Annotated in this window: 15 protein-coding genes; 9 read left to right on the top strand and 6 right to left on the bottom strand. The window is 69.4% G+C overall.

What is annotated here, in order from left to right:
- Positions 1–220 precede the first annotated feature (220 nt).
- The 3 genes from ACE3P6_RS01755 to ACE3P6_RS01745 are packed head-to-tail and all read left to right on the top strand — an operon-like array spanning position 221 to position 5,961.
- Positions 221–1,108: a DUF58 domain-containing protein gene (locus ACE3P6_RS01755; RefSeq protein WP_374391246.1), complete on the top strand. Its 888-nt coding sequence runs from the start codon at positions 221–223 to the stop codon at positions 1,106–1,108.
- A complete protein-coding gene (locus ACE3P6_RS01750) occupies positions 1,109–3,895 on the top strand; it encodes a DUF4159 domain-containing protein (protein ID WP_374391245.1) in 2,787 nt (928 codons plus the stop codon).
- Positions 3,892–5,961, top strand: a complete 2,070-nt coding sequence (locus ACE3P6_RS01745; RefSeq protein ID WP_374391244.1) for a hypothetical protein — start codon at positions 3,892–3,894, stop codon at positions 5,959–5,961. The genes ACE3P6_RS01750 and ACE3P6_RS01745 overlap by 4 nt, the downstream gene beginning before the upstream one ends.
- A gap of 85 nt (positions 5,962–6,046) precedes the next feature.
- Here ACE3P6_RS01745 and ACE3P6_RS01740 read toward each other — a convergent pair whose 3' ends face one another.
- Positions 6,047–6,733, bottom strand: coding sequence for a DUF599 domain-containing protein (locus ACE3P6_RS01740; RefSeq protein WP_374391243.1), 687 nt, complete (start codon positions 6,731–6,733; stop codon positions 6,047–6,049).
- 82 nt (positions 6,734–6,815) lie between these two features.
- Here ACE3P6_RS01740 and ACE3P6_RS01735 point away from each other — a divergent pair, with 82 nt between their 5' ends.
- The 6 genes from ACE3P6_RS01735 (at position 6,816) to ACE3P6_RS01710 (ending at position 13,009) form a co-directional block, all read left to right on the top strand.
- Positions 6,816–8,249, top strand: a complete 1,434-nt coding sequence (locus ACE3P6_RS01735; protein ID WP_374391242.1) for an FAD-linked oxidase C-terminal domain-containing protein — start codon at positions 6,816–6,818, stop codon at positions 8,247–8,249.
- 47 nt (positions 8,250–8,296) lie between these two features.
- A complete protein-coding gene (locus ACE3P6_RS01730; RefSeq protein WP_374391241.1) occupies positions 8,297–9,379 on the top strand; it encodes an FAD-binding protein in 1,083 nt (360 codons plus the stop codon).
- Positions 9,379–10,665 (top strand): glycolate oxidase subunit GlcF, encoded by a 1,287-nt coding sequence (gene glcF / locus ACE3P6_RS01725; RefSeq protein ID WP_374391240.1) that lies wholly within the window; start codon positions 9,379–9,381, stop codon positions 10,663–10,665. The genes ACE3P6_RS01730 and glcF overlap by 1 nt, the downstream gene beginning before the upstream one ends.
- An 83-nt stretch (positions 10,666–10,748) precedes the next feature.
- A complete protein-coding gene (locus ACE3P6_RS01720) occupies positions 10,749–11,555 on the top strand; it encodes a serine protease (protein ID WP_374373865.1) in 807 nt (268 codons plus the stop codon).
- Between the two features lie 18 nt (positions 11,556–11,573).
- The gene (locus tag ACE3P6_RS01715) at positions 11,574–12,413 is read left to right on the top strand and encodes a serine protease (protein WP_374391239.1); all 840 of its coding nucleotides are present in this window, start codon (positions 11,574–11,576) and stop codon (positions 12,411–12,413) included.
- Positions 12,414–12,538: 125 nt separating this feature from the next.
- Positions 12,539–13,009: an Hsp20 family protein gene (locus ACE3P6_RS01710; protein WP_374391238.1), complete on the top strand. Its 471-nt coding sequence runs from the start codon at positions 12,539–12,541 to the stop codon at positions 13,007–13,009.
- A gap of 53 nt (positions 13,010–13,062) precedes the next feature.
- Here the strand turns inward: ACE3P6_RS01710 and ACE3P6_RS01705 are convergent, their stop codons facing one another.
- The 5 genes from ACE3P6_RS01705 to ACE3P6_RS01685 form a co-directional block, all read right to left on the bottom strand.
- Positions 13,063–13,824 carry an anti-sigma factor gene (locus tag ACE3P6_RS01705; RefSeq protein ID WP_374391237.1) on the bottom strand — a complete coding sequence of 254 codons (762 nt, stop codon included), beginning with the start codon at positions 13,822–13,824 and terminating at the stop codon, positions 13,063–13,065.
- Positions 13,824–14,336, bottom strand: coding sequence for a sigma-70 family RNA polymerase sigma factor (locus ACE3P6_RS01700; protein WP_374391236.1), 513 nt, complete (start codon positions 14,334–14,336; stop codon positions 13,824–13,826). The genes ACE3P6_RS01705 and ACE3P6_RS01700 overlap by 1 nt, the downstream gene beginning before the upstream one ends.
- Positions 14,337–14,344: 8 nt before the next feature.
- Positions 14,345–14,710 (bottom strand): hypothetical protein, encoded by a 366-nt coding sequence (locus ACE3P6_RS01695; protein WP_374373857.1) that lies wholly within the window; start codon positions 14,708–14,710, stop codon positions 14,345–14,347.
- Positions 14,711–14,833: 123 nt separating this feature from the next.
- On the bottom strand, positions 14,834–16,993 hold the full coding sequence (locus tag ACE3P6_RS01690; protein WP_374391235.1) for a von Willebrand factor type A domain-containing protein: 2,160 nt from the start codon (positions 16,991–16,993) through the stop codon (positions 14,834–14,836).
- On the bottom strand, positions 16,990–17,265 hold a 276-nt coding region (locus tag ACE3P6_RS01685), incomplete at its 5' end, for an RNA polymerase sigma factor (RefSeq protein ID WP_374391234.1). The genes ACE3P6_RS01685 and ACE3P6_RS01690, both read right to left, overlap by 4 nt.

Genomic DNA, 17,265 nt, shown 5'->3' with positions numbered 1-17,265 from the left:
CTGATGGCCTCCGTCTCTTCGCAGTCGATGCGTGGGTCAATCCCGTTCGAAGCGCAATAGATTTCGAATGCGGGTTGTCCTCGGACACCATCGCGCAAGAGTGCGTTCCGAAGATAGTCACGAAGAAGATCGAGCTGCTTGTTATACATGGGAAACCTCCTGCGGGAAGTTTCGGACGCACGGCTTGCAGTCCCAATGCACGACCCCTGAGGAGGATGGCGTGACCACAGCCCCCCAGGCCTCGAACAGCGACCTGCGCAGCCGCGCGGAAGCGCTGGGGCAGACCCTGCCGCCCCTTCTGGCCGAGGCCGAGATGCTCGCCTCGACGGTGATGATGGGCGAACACGGGCGGCGGCGCGCGGGCTTGGGGGACGAGTTCTGGCAATACCGCCCGGCGCATCAGGGCGATTCGGCGCGGATGATCGACTGGCGGCGCAGTGCCCGGTCGGACGCCCATTTCGTCCGCGAACGCGAATGGCAGGCGGCGCAGTCGGTGACGATCTGGGTCGATCCGGCGAAGTCGATGACCTTCACCGGCGACAGGTCCCGCGCGCCCAAGGCGGACCGGGCCAAGCTTCTGGGCCTCGCGCTGGCGGTCCTGCTGCTCCGGGGCGGCGAACGGGTGGGGCTGGCGGGCCTCGCTGCGCCAAGGGCCGGTCGGGCGCAGCTTCTGCGGCTGGCGGCACGGCTTTCGGGCGAGGAGGCGGGCGAGGACTATGGCGCCCCCGTCACCGAAGGCATGGTCAGCCACGGGCGCGGCGTCTTCCTGTCGGATTTCCTCGGCGACCTTTCGGGCATCGAGGCAGGCCTGGCCCGCGCCGCCGACCGGGGGGTGAAGGGCGCGCTGATCCAGGTGCTCGACCCGGCGGAAGAGGAGTTCCCTTTCGACGGCCGCACGATCTTCGAATCGATGGGCGGCACGCTGCGGCATGAGACCCAGCGCGCGGGCGACCTGCGGACACGTTACCTGGCGCGGCTGGCCGAACGGAAGGACCGCCTCGCACATCTGGCCCGCGCGGTCGGCTGGCATTTCACCACCCATCACACCGGCGCGCCTGCGCAATCGGCGCTGCTCTGGACCTATCTGGCGCTGGAGGGCGGGCGGTAGATGTTCACCCTTGGCCCCCTCGGCTTCACCGCCCCCTGGCTTTTGGTCGCGCTGATCGTGCTGCCGATCCTGTGGCTCCTCCTGCGCGCCGTGCCGCCCGCGCCGATCCGGCGGCGATTTCCCGGTGTGGCGCTGCTGCTGGGCCTGAAGGACGAAGAGGCCGAGACCGACAAGACGCCCTGGTGGCTCCTGCTGCTGCGCACCTTGGCGGTGGGGGCGGTGATCCTGGGCTTCGCCGGGCCGATCCTGAACCCCGATACCCGTGCGCCGGGGACCGGGCCCTTGCTCATCGCCGTCGATGGCGGCTGGGCCGATGCCCGCGACTGGCCGCAGCGCGTGGCCAAGGTCGAGGCGCTGGTGGGCGAGGCAGGGGCCGCAGGCCGCACCGTTGCCGTCGTCCGCCTGACCGACGCGCCGGACACCGTCGCCTTCCAGACCGCCGAGGCCTGGGCGGGCCGCGCCGCCGGGCTGCAACCGCAGGCCTGGGCACCCAGGGCGCTGGCCGATTGGGCCAAGGCGCTGCCGGAAGGCGGGTTCCAGACCATCTGGCTGTCCGACGGGCTGGACCATCCGGGCCGGGCCGAGCTTCTGGCGGCCTTGCGCGCGAAGGGCGACCTGCGGGTGATCGAGACCCCGCGCCCGGTCTACGGGTTGCACCCCGCCGCCTTCGAGGAGGGCAAGATCATGCTGCGCGCCAGTCGCGTGCCTGCGGGCGAGGCGGCCTCGGTCGACGTGATCGCACATGGCCCCGACCCGGCGGGGATCGAGCGCGACCTGGGCCGGGTGACGCTGGACTTCGCCAGCGGGGCCGCCACGGCGGAAGCCGCCATCGACTTGCCGCCGGAACTGCGCAACCGCGTGACCCGTTTCGTGCTGCAAGGCACCCGCAGCGCCGGGGCGGTCAGCCTGACCGACGACAGCCTGAAGCGCCGCAAGATCGCGCTGATCAAGGCCGGGGCGGATCAGGAGACGCTGCAGCTTCTCTCGCCGCTGCACTACCTTCGGCAGGCCTTGGCGCCCACCGCCGACCTGATCGAGGGCAACCTGACCGATACGCTGAAGGCCAACCCCGACGTGGTGATTCTGGCCGATGTGGCCGATGTGACCGATGCCGAACGCAAGGCCACGCTGGAATGGGTGGAGAAGGGCGGCCTTCTGTTGCGCTTCGCCGGGCCGGTGCTGGCCGCCAGCGACATCTCCCGTGCCGAGGAGGACCCGCTGATGCCGGTCCGCCTGCGCGAGGGGGGGCGGACGGTCGGCGGCGCGATGAGCTGGGGGCAGCCGAAAGCGCTGGCGCCCTTCCCGGAAGGCTCGCCCTTCTTCGGCCTGACCGCGCCCCCGGACGTGGTGGTGCGTGAACAGGTGCTGGCGCAGCCCGACCCCGATCTCGCCGAACGCACCATCGCCGCGCTGGACGACGGCACGCCGCTGATGACCCGCAAGGTGGTGGGGGCGGGGCAGATCGTGCTGGTGCATGTGACGGCGAATGCCGAATGGTCCTCGCTGCCGCTCTCGGGCCTTTTCGTGCAGATGCTGGAGCGTCTGGCGATCTCGACCAAGTCGGCGGCGCCGGGAACGGCAGACCTTGCCGGGCAGACCTGGGTGCCGGAAGTGGTGCTGGATGCCTTCGGCCAGACCTCCGACGCGGGCGATCTGCCGGGGGTTGAGGGCGAGGCGCTGGCCAAGGCGGTGGCGGCGGGGCCGTCGGCCGACCATCCGCCGGGCCTCTACGCCGGGTCCGACCGCCGCGTCGCGCTGAACGCGGTGGGGACCGAGACGACACTGGAACCCGCCGCCTGGCCCGCCAGCGTGCCGGTCGACCGGCTGGAGGCGCGGGCGGTGCAGGCCTTGAAGGGTCCGTTCCTGACCTTCGCCACCGTGCTCCTCCTCCTCGACGTGCTGGCGGCGCTCTGGCTTGCGGGCCGCTTGCGCGGATTGGCGCGCGGGGCGGCGCTGCTGGCGGTGGTGCTGGTGGCGGCAACCCCAAGGGGCGCGCTGGCGCAGGACGAAGCCCCGAAACCCGGCGACGACTTCGCGATCCAGGCGACGACGGCGGTGGTCCTCGGCTATGTCGTGACTGGTGACCCGAAGATCGACGAACTCTCCCGCGCGGGGCTTCTGGGCCTGTCCGACAAGCTCTGGCAGCGCACCTCGGTCGAGCCGATGATGCCGATGGCGGTGGACATCGAGAAGGACGAGCTGGCCTTCTTCCCCTTCCTCTACTGGCCGGTGACGGCGGGGGCGAAGCAACCCTCGGATGCGGCCTATGCCAGGCTGAACCAGTATCTGCAGACCGGGGGGATGATCCTGTTCGACACCCGCGATGCCGACCTGACCGGTTTCGGTGGCGGCACCACGCCCGAGGGGCAGGCCCTGCAACTGATCGCCCAGGGCCTCGACATCCCACCCTTGGAGCCGATGCCTCCCGACCATGTGCTGACCCGGACCTTCTACCTGCTGCAGGATTTTCCCGGTCGCTATCAGGGCGGGCAGGTCTGGGTGGAAGCCGCCCCGAATGCGGCGGCGGAAGCGGCCGAGGGGATGCCGTTCCGCAACCTCAACGACGGGGTGACCCCGGTGGTGATCGGCGGCAACGACTGGGCTTCGGCCTGGGCGACGGATGACAACGGCATTCCGCTGGTCCCCATCGGGCGCGGCTATGCGGGCGAACAGCAACGCGAGATCGCCTATCGCTTCGGGATCAACCTGATCATGCATGTGCTGACCGGCAACTACAAATCCGACCAGGTCCATGTGCCGGCACTTCTGGAAAGGCTGGGGCAATGAGCGCCTCGCTCGTCTTCGCCCCGCTGGTCGGCTGGTGGCTGGTCTATGCCCTTGCCGGAGCCGCCGTGGTGCTGGTGGCGCTGGCTCTGTGGCGGGGCCTTTCGGGCTGGTGGCTGCGGGCGCTTGCCCTGTCGGCGCTGGTGCTGGCGCTGGCGAACCCGGCCTTGCAGGAGGAGGAACGGCAGAACCTTTCGGACATCGTGATCCTTGTGGTGGACGACAGCGCCAGCCAGTCGCTTGGCGACCGCAAGGCCCAGACCGAGGCCGCCGTGGCCGCCGTGCAGGCCGAAATCGCGCAGATGCCGAACACGGAACTGCGCATCCACCATGTCGGCGACGGTGAGGAGGATGCGGGCACGCTGGCCCTGACCGCCTTGTCCGAAGCCTTGGCCGAGGAACCCCGCGCGCGGGTGGCGGGCGCGATCCTGATCACGGATGGCCGGGTGCATGACCTTGGCGTCGTCCCCAACCTGCCCGCGCCGCTGCAGGTGCTGCTGACGGGGAAACAGGCCGACTGGGACCGCCGCATCGTGGTGAAGAACGCCCCGGCCTTCGCCATCATCGGCGAGGAGTTCAAGCTGGACCTCAAGGTCGAGGATATCGGCCTGCCGCCCGACCTTGGCCCCGAGGTCGACCTGACCATCTCGATCGACACCGAGGAGCCGGTCACCTACACCGTCGCGCTGAATCAGGATCTCGAACTGCCCGTCACCCTGCCGCATGGCGGGGCGAACGTGCTGCAATTCTCGGTCGCGCCGGTGGGCGGAGAGATCACCGACCGCAACAATGCGCTGGCGGTGCAGATCAACGGGGTGCGCGACCGGCTGCGGGTGCTGCTGGTTTCGGGCGAGCCCCATGCCGGCGAACGGGTCTGGCGCAACCTGCTGAAATCCGACGCGGCGGTGGATCTGGTGCATTTCACCATCCTGCGACCGCCGGAAAAGCAGGACGGGGTGCCGGTCGATGAACTCTCCCTCATCGCCTTCCCGACGCGGGAGCTGTTCGTCGAGAAGATCAAGGAATTCGACCTGATCATCTTCGACCGCTACCGGATGCGGGGCATCCTGCCGATGTCCTATATCGAGAATGTGGTGAACTATGTCCGCGAAGGCGGCACCGTGCTGGTCGCCGCCGGGCCGGAATTCGGCGCGGTGGACAGCCTCTACCGCTCACCGCTGGCGGAAATCCTGCCGGTCGCGCCCACCGCGCAGGTGATCGAGGAAGGCTTCCGCCCGAAGATCACTGACCTTGGCCGCCGCCATCCCGTCACCGAAGGGCTGGAGAAGGAGGCGCCCGAAGGCGGCTGGGGCCGCTGGTTCCGCCAGATCGAGGTCACCCAGACCGCCGGTCAGGTGCTGATGTCGGGTGCGCATGACCTGCCGCTTCTGGTGCTGAACCGGGTCGATCAGGGCCGGGTCGCGGTGCTCGCCTCGGACCAGTCCTGGCTCTGGGGCCGGGGCTATGAGGGTGGCGGGCCGCAGCTGGAGCTTCTCCGCCGCCTCGCGCACTGGATGCTGAAGGAGCCGGAGCTGGAAGAGGAAACCCTGACCGCCGAGGTCAAGGGCGAGGCGATGACCATCACCCGCCGGACCTTGGCCGAGGAAGACCCCGGCCCGGTCAAGATCACCGCCCCCGACGGCACGGTGACGGAGCTTGCCATGCCGCAGGCCGCGCCGGGCCGCTATGAGGCCGGGTTCAAGGCGCCGATGCTGGGGCTTTACCGGCTGGATCAGGGCGAGTTGACCCGGGTCATCGCCGTCGGCCCCGCCACCCCGCGCGAGTTCGTCGAGACCATCGCCTCGGGCGCCGACCTCGCCCCGCTGGCCGAGGCGACACGGGGCGGCGTCACCCGGCTGGAGCCGGGCAACCCCGACATCCGCACTGTCGCCGAGGGCCGGGTGGCGGTGGGCCGCGGCTGGATCGGCATCATCCCGCGCGAGGCCTACCTCACCACCGACGTCAACGTGATCCCCTTCCTGCCCGCCTGGGCCTGGCTGCTGATCGCGGCGGGCCTTGCCGTGGTCGCCTGGCTGATCGAGGGCCGCAAGGGCGCGAAGGCGGGGTGAGCAGGGGCTCGTCCCTTCCTGCGGTCGGTCCTCGCCACGGCCTGCGAAGAGCGACCGAAGGAAGCGATGAGCGGCGCAGGTGGCGCTACGGTTCGCGGCTCAGGATCACCTCGCGCGAATGGCTGGCGAACTCGCGCCGGAGCAGGATGCCGGTCGCGAGCGCCGTCCCGGCCAGAAGCCCCCAGGGACCCAAGAGCCACCCCAGCGCGGCAAGGGCATAGTAGATCGACCAGAGTCCCCGGTTGAAGCTTTTCGCCGCGGTGATGTTGATCTCGGCCGCCTGTCCGGCGCGGTGGAAGGAAAGCGGATCGCCGGGATCGTTCGGCACCGCCGCCATCAGGATCGAGCAATAGCCGAACAGCCGATGCGCCCAGACGAACTTCAAGAGCGCATTGGCCAGGAAGGCGATCACCGGCAGCATTTTCACTGCCACGTCGGGGCCGCTGGCCAGGGGCAATTCCTCGGCCAGCCGCTGCACCGCCGCCGCGTTGCCGATCACCGCCACCCCGCCGCCGATGGCGATCATGCAGGCGCTGGCGAAGAAGGCGGTCCCCTGCCGCAGCGAGTCGATCAGCGTGGCATCGAAGATGCGCGGCTGGCGGGTGACGAAGGTCCGCATCCAGTCGCGCCGGTAATCCTCCATCGCCCATGACACCGAGGGGCGCGACCGGGGCGGATGCTCGCTGATCCAGCCCGAGCCGAGCCAGGCCAGCACCAGGAGCGCCAGCATGGCCAGGTCGAACAGGGGGATCGTGCCAAGGTTCATCGTCATGACGGAAGACTAGGACCGGGGTTTTGCCTTGTCAGTATCAGAAATTGGTTATAATTTATTACCAGTCATCGGGAGATTGCCAGTGGACATGCCAGCGCCCGATCATGGGGTCATCGCCCGCAAAGCCCGGATCGTGGCGCGGCTGCGGTCCGCCCTGCCCCCGGACGGGGTGATCGACGCGCCAGAGGAGTTGCGCGCCTACGAATGCGACGCGCTGACCGCCTACCGCTGCCCGCCGCTCGCCGCCGTGCTGCCGCGCTCGACCGGGGAGGTCAGCGCGGTGTTGCGCATCTGCCGGGAAGAGGGCGTGCCGGTGGTGCCGCGCGGATCGGGGACTTCGCTGGCCGGGGGCGCGATGCCGACCGCCGACAGCGTGATCCTCGGCGTCGCGCGGATGAATGCCGTTCTGGAAACTGATTTCGACAACCGCTTCATCCGGGTGCAGTCGGGGCGGACCAACCTCTCCGTCTCGGGCGCCGTGGAAGCGGAGGGGTTCTTCTACGCCCCCGACCCCTCCAGCCAGCTCGCCTGCGCCATTGCGGGGAACATCGCGATGAACTCGGGTGGGGCGCATTGCCTGAAATACGGGGTGACGACGAACAACCTCCTTGGGCTGACGCTGGTGCAGATGGACGGCACCGTGGTCACGCTGGGCGGACCCTGGGGCGAGCCTGCGGGCCTTGACCTGCTGGGCGTCGTCTGCGGGTCGGAAGGCCAGCTGGGCGTGGTGACCGAGGCCACCTTGCGCATCCTGCCGAAGCCGGAAGGCGCGCGACCGGTGCTGGTGGGGTTCCAGTCGAACGAAGTGGCGGGCGCCTGCGTCGCCGACATCATCCGGGCGGGCATCCTGCCGGTGGCCATCGAATTCATGGACCGACCCTGCATCCGGGCGACCGAGGCCTTTGCGAAAGCAGGCTACCCGGACTGCGAGGCGCTGCTGATCATTGAGGTGGAGGGGTCGGAGGCCGAGATCGACGAACAACTCGCCCGCATCCGCCAGATAGCGCTCGCGCATGACCCGGTGGAATTCCGCGAGGCGGCGGACGAGGATCAGGCGAAGCGCATCTGGCTGGGGCGCAAGTCGGCCTTCGGCGCGATGGGGCAGATCAACGACTACATGTGCCTTGACGGGACGATTCCCGTGTCGTCTCTGCCCCATGTCCTGAAACGCATCGGCGAGATGAGCGGCGATTTCGGCCTCGACGTCGGCAACGTCTTCCACGCGGGCGACGGCAACATGCACCCCTTGATCCTGTTCGACGCGAACAAGCCGGGCGATCTGGAACGCTGCGAGGCCTTCGGGGCGGAGATCCTGAAGCTCTGCGTCGAGGTCGGCGGCTGTCTCACCGGCGAGCATGGCGTGGGCATCGAGAAGCGCGACCTGATGTCGGTGCAATTCGCGCCCGAGGACATGGAGGCGCAGATGCGGGTGAAGGATGTGTTCGACCCGAAATGGCTTCTGAATCCGGCGAAGGTGTTCCCGCTGGGGGTTTCGGCAGCCCGGCGCACAGGATGAGCAAGTCTAAAAATTTTCGCGAAAATTTTTAGACTTGGGGAGGAAACATGCGGCTGGAGACAGAAGCGGAACTGGCGGAAGCCGTGGCGGGGGCAACCGGCCCCCTCCTGCTGCGTGGCGGCGGCACGCGGACTCTGGGTCACGCGACGGGCAAGGTGCTGGAAACCGGCGGGCTGTCGGGCGTGGATCTGTATGAACCCGGCGCGTTGACGCTGGTGGTTCGGGCGGGCACGCCGCTGGCCGAGGTGGAGGCGGTGCTGGCCGGCGAACGGCAGCGGCTGGCCTTCGAGGTGCCGGATATGCGCGGGCTTCTGGGCCGAGAGGGGGTGTCGACCATCGGTGGCGTGGTGGCGACGAATGCCTCCGGGCCCCGCCGGGTGCAGGTGGGGGCCTGCCGCGATGCCTGTCTGGGTGTGCGCTTCGTCGATGGCACGGGCACGGTGATCAAGAACGGCGGGCGGGTGATGAAGAACGTCACCGGCTATGACCTGGTGAAGCTTTTCGCGGGCAGCCGGGGGGTGCTCGGGGTGCTGACCGAGGTCAGCCTGAAGGTGCAGGCCCTGCCCGAAGCCGAGGCGACGTTGGTGGTGGAAGGGCTGGACGACGCGGCGGGGCTGGCGGCCTTGCGGGTGGCGCTGGGGTCGCCCTTCGATGTCTCGGGCGCCGCACGGCACACGGGGCAGAGCCTGATCCGGGTGGAGGGGATGGCAGGCTCGGTCGCCTATCGGTCGGGACGGTTGCGCGACCGGATCGGCGGCGACGTGACGGTCGTCGAAGGCGAGGCCTCCGCCGCTCTCTGGCGCGCGGTCCGGGACGTGGTGTCCCTGCAGGCCAGGCCGGGCGAGGTCTGGCGCATCGCCACGCTGCCCACCGCCGCCGCCGGGATCGCCGCCGGGCTGGGCGGCGAGGCGGTCTGGGACTGGGGCGGCGGGCTGGTCTGGCTTCTCCTCGATCCCGGACGCGGGGCCGAGGTCGCAGCGGCGGTTGCCGGCCGGGGCCACGCAACGCTGGTCAAGGGGCAGGGCGGCCCGGTCTTTCCGCCCGAGGCGCCGGAGGTGCAGGCGCTGGTCGCCGGGCTGAAAGCGCGCTTCGATCCAAGGGGCATCCTGAACCGGGGGATGATGGGCTGATGCAGACGAATTTCACCCCCGAACAGCTGGCCGATCCCGGGATCAAGCGCGCCAACGAGATCCTGCGCTCCTGCGTGCATTGCGGCTTCTGCACCGCGACCTGCCCGACCTATCAGGTGCTGGGCGACGAACTGGATTCCCCGAGGGGCCGCATCTACCTGATCAAGGACATGCTGGAAGCGGGCCGCCCGGCGGACGAAAGGACGGTGAGACACCTCGACCGCTGCCTGTCCTGCCTGGCCTGCATGACCACCTGCCCAAGCGGGGTGCACTACATGCACCTGATCGACCACGCCCGCGCGCATGTGGAAAAGACCTACCGCCGCCCGCTGACGGACCGCCTCCTGCGCGCCGTTCTGGCGCGCGTCATCCCCTATCCCCGCCGCTTCCGGCTTGCGCTGCTTGCCGCAAAGATCGGCAGGCCCTTCGCCCGGGCGATCCCCGACGCCCGGCTCCGCGCCATGCTGGCGATGGCCCCGAAGACCATCCCCCCCGTCAGCCGCAACGACGACCCGCAGGTCTTCCCCGCGACCGGGGAACGTCGGATGCGCGTCGCGCTGCTGACCGGCTGCGCGCAGAAGGCGCTGGACACCGACATCAACGACGCCACCATCCGCCTGCTCCGCCGCCTCGGCTGCGAGGTCGTCGTCGCGAAAGGGCAAGGCTGCTGCGGGGCGCTGACGCATCACATGGGCAAGGACGACCTGGCCCATGCCAGCGCCGCCGCCAACATCCGCGCCTGGATGACGGAAAAGCGGGCAGGGGGCCTGGATGCCATCGTGATCAACACCTCCGGCTGCGGCACAACGGTCAAGGACTACGGCTACATGTTCCGCACCGATCCCCTGGCCGAAGATGCCGCCACCGTTGCCGGCCTCGCCAAGGACATCTCGGAACTCCTGACCACGCTCACCCTGCCCCAAGGCGCGTCGAAGGGCCTGCGCGTCGCCTATCACGCCGCCTGTTCGCTGCAACACGGCCAGCAGGTCAAATCCGCCCCGAAGGACCTTCTGAAACGCGCGGGTTTCGAGGTGGTGGAGCCCGCCGACAGCCATCTTTGCTGCGGGTCAGCGGGGACCTACAACCTCTTGCAGCCCGAGATCAGCGGCGAGTTGAAGCGCCGCAAGGTGCAGACGCTGGAGGCGAAATCCCCGCAAGTGATCGCCGCAGGCAACATCGGCTGCATGATGCAGATCGGCTCCGGCACCGGGATTCCCGTCGTCCATACCGTCGAGCTTCTAGACTGGGCGACCGGCGGGCCACAGCCGCGCGCCATGATCGGCTGACCCGCAGCGCGCCCTTGCGTGACCAGCCGCAAATCCGCCAAACTCGACCCATAGGCTGAGGCCCGCGCGGGAGAGAGGGTTCCATGCGTCACCTGTTTCCCCATCTGCTGCTGGCGCTTCTCGCTTTGGGCGGGGCGGCGCGGGCGCAGGACGGCATGGTCAAGCTGGAAACCGCCGACGATTCGCGCGGCTGGGATGCGGTAGGCAAGCTGATCCTGGGCAAGAAGGGCTTCTGCACCGGGGCGCTGATCGGGCCGCAGCTGGTGCTGACCGCCGCGCATTGCCTTTATGACAAGACGACGGGCGTGCAGATCCACCCTGACGAGATCGAGTTTCAGGCCGGGTTCCGCAATGGCCGCGCAGTTGCCTATCGCCGCGTCAGCCGGGCCGTGGCCCATCCCGACTATCGCTTTTCCGCCGAGGACAGGCTGGAGCGGGTGACCGACGACCTCGCGCTTCTCGAACTCAGCCAACCGATCCGCCTGCCTTCGCTCGCCCCGTTCGAGACCGGCGCGGCCCCGGTCGAGGGCGACCCGGTCGGCGTCGTCTCCTATGCGCAGTACCGGGAAGAGGCGCCTTCCATCCAGGAGGGCTGCGAGGTGCTGGCGGGCGAGCGGCAGGCCCTGATCCTGACCTGCAACGTCGATTTCGGTTCCTCGGGCGCGCCGGTGTTTTCCTTCCGCGACGGTGTGGCCAAGGTGGTCTCGGTCATCTCGGCCAAGGCCGAGGTCGATGGCCGCAAGGTGGCGATCGCGGTTCCGCTGGCCGAACCGCTGCCAGCGCTGCGCGCGGCGCTGGAAGACAGCAAGGTCGGTTCCGCGGGGGGCGTCAAGGCTGTCAGCGTGTTGTCGGGCGGCAATGGTAGCGGCGCGAAATTCGTCAAGCCATGAGGGGGGGGTGTCGTCGCATTGCTGCTTCTGGCCGGGGCCGCGGCGGCGCAGGACAACGCGGGGCTGACGGAACTGGACAGCCGCGACGACCTGCGCGGCTTCGAACCCGTGGGACGCGTCGATGTGGAAGGCGGCGGCTTCTGCACCGGCACGCTGATCGCCGCCGACCTCGTGCTTACCGCCGCACATTGCGTCCTGAACCGCGACGGCACGCCGGTCGACGCCGCAGCGATCACCTTCCGGGCGGGCTTCTCGCATGGCGCCTCGCTGGCCGAGGTTCCGGTCGTCCGCACCATCGCCGACCCGGCCTACCGCAATCTGGACCCCGCGCCCTTCGAGATGGTCGAGCGCGACGTGGCCCTGTTGCAGCTGGCGGATCCGATCCCAAGCTCGATCATCTCGCCCTTCACCGTCGCCCGGCCGGGCGATGGCGACGAGGTCGGCGTCGTCTCCTATGCCGAGGGGCGGGAAGAGGCGCTGTCCTGGCAACGGCTGTGCAAGGTCGTCGGGCGCGAGGGCAAGGTGATCGCCTTCGACTGCGACGTCAGCTACGGGTCATCCGGTGCGCCGGTGTTCGACCGCAAGGGCTACCGGGCGAAGATCGTCTCGATCATCTCGGCCGGGGGCGAGGACGAAGATGGCAAGACGATCTCCCTCGGCATGGAATTGCCGGAACTGGTCGACCGGCTGAAGGCCGCATTGCGCAAGGGCCAGGCGCTGAGCGTGGCCGCAGGAAAACCCGGCGCCTCCGTCGGCCTTGCCCCGTCGGGAATGCCCGGCAAGCCCGGCAAGCGGCTGGTCATGCAGGGCGAGAGCGGGGCGGCGACCAGCGGCGGGGCGCGCTTCGTCTCGCCCTGAGCGGGGCTTGAAAGCCCGAAACCGGCTTCCTACCTGACAGTCATCCGGGTGCCATGACGGGCCCGGCAAACCTGCCTTGCCCCCGCAAAGGGAAGGCCCCTGACATCGCTTCCAGGAGGATGACCATGCGCAACCTTGATTTCGCGCCGCTCTACCGTGCCACCGTCGGCTTCGACCGTATCGCCGACCTGATGGACCGGGTGCTGACCAGTGATGTGGCCCAGCCGACCTATCCGCCCTACAACATCGAGAAGACCGCCGAGGATGCCTACCGCATCTCGATCGCCGTCGCCGGGTTCTCCCCGGAGGAACTGGGCGTCGAGGTCAAGGATGGCGCGCTGTTCGTCACCGCCCGCAAGGCCGCCGACGAGACCGAGCGCAGCTACCTGCACCGCGGCATCGCCACCCGCGCCTTCGAGCGCCGCTTCGCGCTGGCCGACCATGTCCGCGTCGCGGGGGCCGTGCATGAGCACGGGATGCTCCACATCGACCTCGTCCGCGAAGTGCCCGAGGCGATGAAGCCCCGCCGGATCGAGATCGCCAATGCCAACGGCGCGACCAAGGTGCTTGAGGCAACCGCCGAAACCGTGAACTGAGCCGTCCCCTCCGGGACAGAAGGGGCGCGTCGGGCAACCGGCGCGCCCTTTCGTCAGGTCTCGGTCAGCCCGTGATAGGCCGAGATCGCCAGCCGCCGCAGCGCATCGCGCGGCAGGTCGCCGACCAGCGCGCAGCCCAGGCTGCCCTCCACCCACCAGAAGGCCCGCCGCCCCGGCTCTTCGGCGAAGGCCAGCTCGGTCTCCGCGCCCTCGCGCCGGGTGAGATACAGCGCCAGCCTGCGCCCCATCTCGTCCTCATACATCAGCAGTGCCGCTGGCGAAGTGTCACCGGGCAAGAGCCTGCCGCCGATCAACCGGAACCCGTCCTGCGACAGGTCCGGCGGGCGGATCGGGGTGCCAAGGCGTTTCGATAGCCATTTCACCAGATGCGCCTCGTCCTCGGCGCCGACCTCGACCGGATGCGCCACCTCGACCGCATAGGTCGCGAAGCTTGCCATCGCCACCTCTGCCAGTGCGGGACCTGCGGGCTGCAGCATCCGCGCCCCCGACCATCCGGCGAGGAACCCCAGCGCCACCAGCGCCAGCGCCGCGGCGATCCGCCAGAGCACCGGCGAGGGTGCGGGCCGGACGACCCGCGCCGCCGCCATCGTCTCCGTCAAGCGCGCGGGCACCGGCTCATCCGCGACCGGAGCATAAAGCGCCCGCAGCGCCGCGTCCTGCCGGTCCCATTCCGCCAGGTCGCCCGCCAGCGCGGCATCCCCGGCCGCCAGTACCGCCAGCCGCGCCTGATCCGCGCCCGACCCGTGCCGCAGACGCAGCGCCTCTTCCGCAGTGATCCGGGAAGCCTCCGGCATCATTCCCCTGCCTTTCCCTGACGCGGGCTGGCCGCCTCGCGCCCCGTCACCTGCCTTAGCGTCGCCCGCGCCCGCGCCAGCCGCGACGCGAGCGTCCCCTCGGCGCAGCCCATCGCGCGGGCCGCCTCGGCCAGGCTCAACCCCTCCAGCGCCACCAGCAGCAGCGCCGCCCGCTGGTCTTCGGGCAATTGTCCCATCGCCGCATGCACCTCGGCCAGCGCCAGCCGCCCCTCGGCCTTCCGCGCGGCGGACAGGTCGGGCGGGTCCGGCATCAGCGCCAGGGCCACCGGGGCGGGGCGCCGTCGGCGCAGCCCGTCCCGGAAGCGGTTCAAGAGGATGCGGCACAGCCAGCCGCGCAACGGCCCGTCGCCGCGCCATTGCGCCTGCCGGGCCAGCGCCGCCTCCAGCGTGTCCTGGACAAGATCGTCCGCCACCTCGCGGTCGCGCGACAGCGCCCGGGCAAAGGCCCGCAGGCCCGGAATGGCGGCTTCGATCTCGTCCAGATACGGCATCGCTCGGCTCAGTACTTGACGATATGCCAGACGCCCTTCACGCCATCGCCCGTCATGTCGCCCGGTTTGGTGTCCTTGATCCACAGGTACAGCGGCTTGCCGTCATAGGTCCACTGCTTCGTCCCGTCGGTGCGGTCGGTCAGGCCGTAGTCGCCGTCGGCCTTGGCATCGGCGGCAGCGATCAGCGGCGGCCAGTTCACCGCGCAGTCGTCGTAGCAGGCGGACTTGCCGCCCTCGTCCTTGTCGAACGTGTAAAGCGTCATGCCGTTGGCATCGGTCAGCATGCCGTCCTTCTCCATGATCGCCGAAACGTCGGCCAGAGACGGGGTGGCAAGCAGCGCCAGAAGCGCCAGGGCGAGCGGGGAACGGGTCATCGGAAGTCTCCATCGGGCTTCGCAAGCCGGAAGCCGGGCAGGCGGCCACAGCGGCCACTTGCAGGAATGACGCGGCCGGCGCAGGATTCATCCCGCGCCGGCCCAGGGTTCACGCGCAAGTGATCAGTGGGACAGGCTCTGCGCCAGCCGCATCAGGTTCACCGCCTCGATCCGGTAGCCGAACGGGTCCTCGCCCCGGTTCTGGACGGCCAGGTCGATGGCCTGATCCCAGCCCCAGTCGCCCAGGTAGACCGAGCCCTGCAGAAGCTGCCCGAACCCGGCGATGGCGGCGGCGAAGCGGGTTTCGGTCGAGGCGGGCTCCTTCCCGGTGATCGGGGTTTCCACCAGCGTCGACTGGCCTTCACCGGGAGCCTTCCAGCGCAGCCGCAGGAAGCCAAGCTCGCCCGCCGTCCCCTCGGCCGGGGCCGCACCATAGCGCAGGGGATCGTTCAGCAAGGCATCCGACCCCGGCGCCGTCACCTCGTAGATCGCCGTGACCTGCGTCCCGGCGCCGATCTCGCCCGCGTCGACCTTGTCGTTGTTGAAATCCTCGCGCCGCAGCGACCGGGTCTCGTAGCCGATCAGCCGGTATTCCGCGACCGTGGCCGGGTTCCATTCCACCTGGATCTTCACGTCATCCGCGATGGGGAACAGTGCCCCGGTCAACTGGTCGACCAGCACCTTCCGCGCCTCGGAAAGCGTGTCGATATAGGCCGCCGTCCCGTTCCCGTTCTGCGCCAGCGCCTGCATCACTGCGTCGTCAAGGTTGCCGCGCCCGAAGCCCAGGACCGACAGGTAGGTCCCCGTCTCGCGCTTCTTCGCGACATAGGCCTCCAACCCGTCCGGGTCCGACACGCCCACGTTGAAGTCGCCGTCGGTGGCCAGCAGGATGCGCGTGACCTCGCCGTCGGCCTTCATCCCGTCCGCCACCTGATAGGCCAGTTCCAGCCCCTCGGCCCCGGCGGTGGACCCGCCCGCCATCAGGTTCTCCAGCGCGCGCAGGATCGTGTCACGGTCCTTCGCAGGCGTCGGCGCCAGCACTTCACCAGCCGAGCCCGCATAGGTGACGATGGCCACCTGATCCTCGGGCCGCAGCTCCGCCAGCATCAGCGACAGCGACTGTTTCAGCAGCGGCAGCTTGTTGGCATCCTCCATCGACCCCGAGGTGTCGATCAGGAACACCAGGTTCAGCGGCGGCCGCGCGGTCACTTCCGGCAGCGCGCCCTGGATGCCGATGGTGACAAGCCGCGTGCCGGGGTTCCAGGGCGTCGGCATCACCGAGACGGTCGAGGCGAAGGCCGCATCCCCCTCGGGTGCCGCATAGGCATAGGGGAAATAGTTCACCATTTCCTCGACCCGCACCTGATCCGGCGTCGGCAGGTAGCCCCCGGTCAGCGAGGACCGCACCACGGCGTAAGAGGCGGTGTCCACGTCGATCGAGAAGGTCGAGACCGGCTCCTCCGCCGTCATCTTCACCGGGTTCGGGGCTTCGTTGGAATAGGCTTCGGTGTTCTCTACCGGGGCGGGCATGATGTCGGGTGCGGCGGCAATCGCGGTGGAGGGCGCGGGGAGATACAACGTGCTGTCCCCCTCCATCTTCGCCTCGGCCCTGAGGCGCGGTTCGGCATCCATCATCAGACCTTCGACCGGCGGGCTTGTCGGGGCAGCTTCCTCCGCCATCGTCACCGGGGCTTCAGCCTCGGGCTGGGCGGTCGTCGCGGCAGCATTGCCATCGTCGGCCCGCGCCAACTCGTCCGAGGGCGTGACCGCCATCTTCGGCTTCGCCACCGCCGCATCCGTCGCCGCACCGGCGGCGCTGTCGGTCACGATGGTGCCCTCTGCCGTGGCGGCTGCCTCGCCACCCGTCGCGGCAACGGCTTCCTTTTCCGGGGCCTGCGCCTCGGTTGTCACCGGCTCCACCGCAACCGGCTCCAGCGGCGGGACGGGCTCGGTCTTCGGCGCTTCGACCACGGTCGGTTTCCCGATCCGCAGATCGGCCACCGGCAGGATCACCGCGACACCGATGATCAGCGCCGCGACCGAGGTGGTGGCGGCAAGGGCAGGGCGGGAGGTCAGGTAATGGAACATGCGACGTACTCCGTTCAGGGGGGCCGCTTTGCTGCGGTCCTCACTGGAACGGGGCGCCCCGGTCGATCCTTGGAGGGGATCGTGCAGACGGGCGAAATTTTCCATCGCCAACTGCATCGCCCGCGCCTTCGCCTCGCCATCCGGGGCAGGGGCCGCCTTCAGCGCGGCGCGGAGGTCGTCAAGATCATCGGTCATTTCGCGTCCTCCCTTGCCTTGGCCCGCAGGCGTTTCTTCACTTCGCTCATCCGCCAGGCGATGGTGCCCTCGCTGACGCCCAGCACCAGCCCCGCCTCGGCCTGGGTCATCTCTTCGCCCAGCACCAAGGCCACCGTATCGCGCAGCTCCGGCGAAAGCTCGGTCATCGCCTGCGCCAGCCAGTCCTGCGCCTCGGCCTGCACCGCGATCTCGTCCTGCCGGGCGATCTCCCAGTCACCCCAACCCTGCGCCGCGCGCGACCGGGTTGCCTG

It is taken from the genome of Tabrizicola sp., from assembly GCF_041911175.1.
GTDB lineage: Bacteria > Pseudomonadota > Alphaproteobacteria > Rhodobacterales > Rhodobacteraceae > Tabrizicola.
This window is presented reverse-complemented; position numbering and strand designations above follow the sequence as displayed.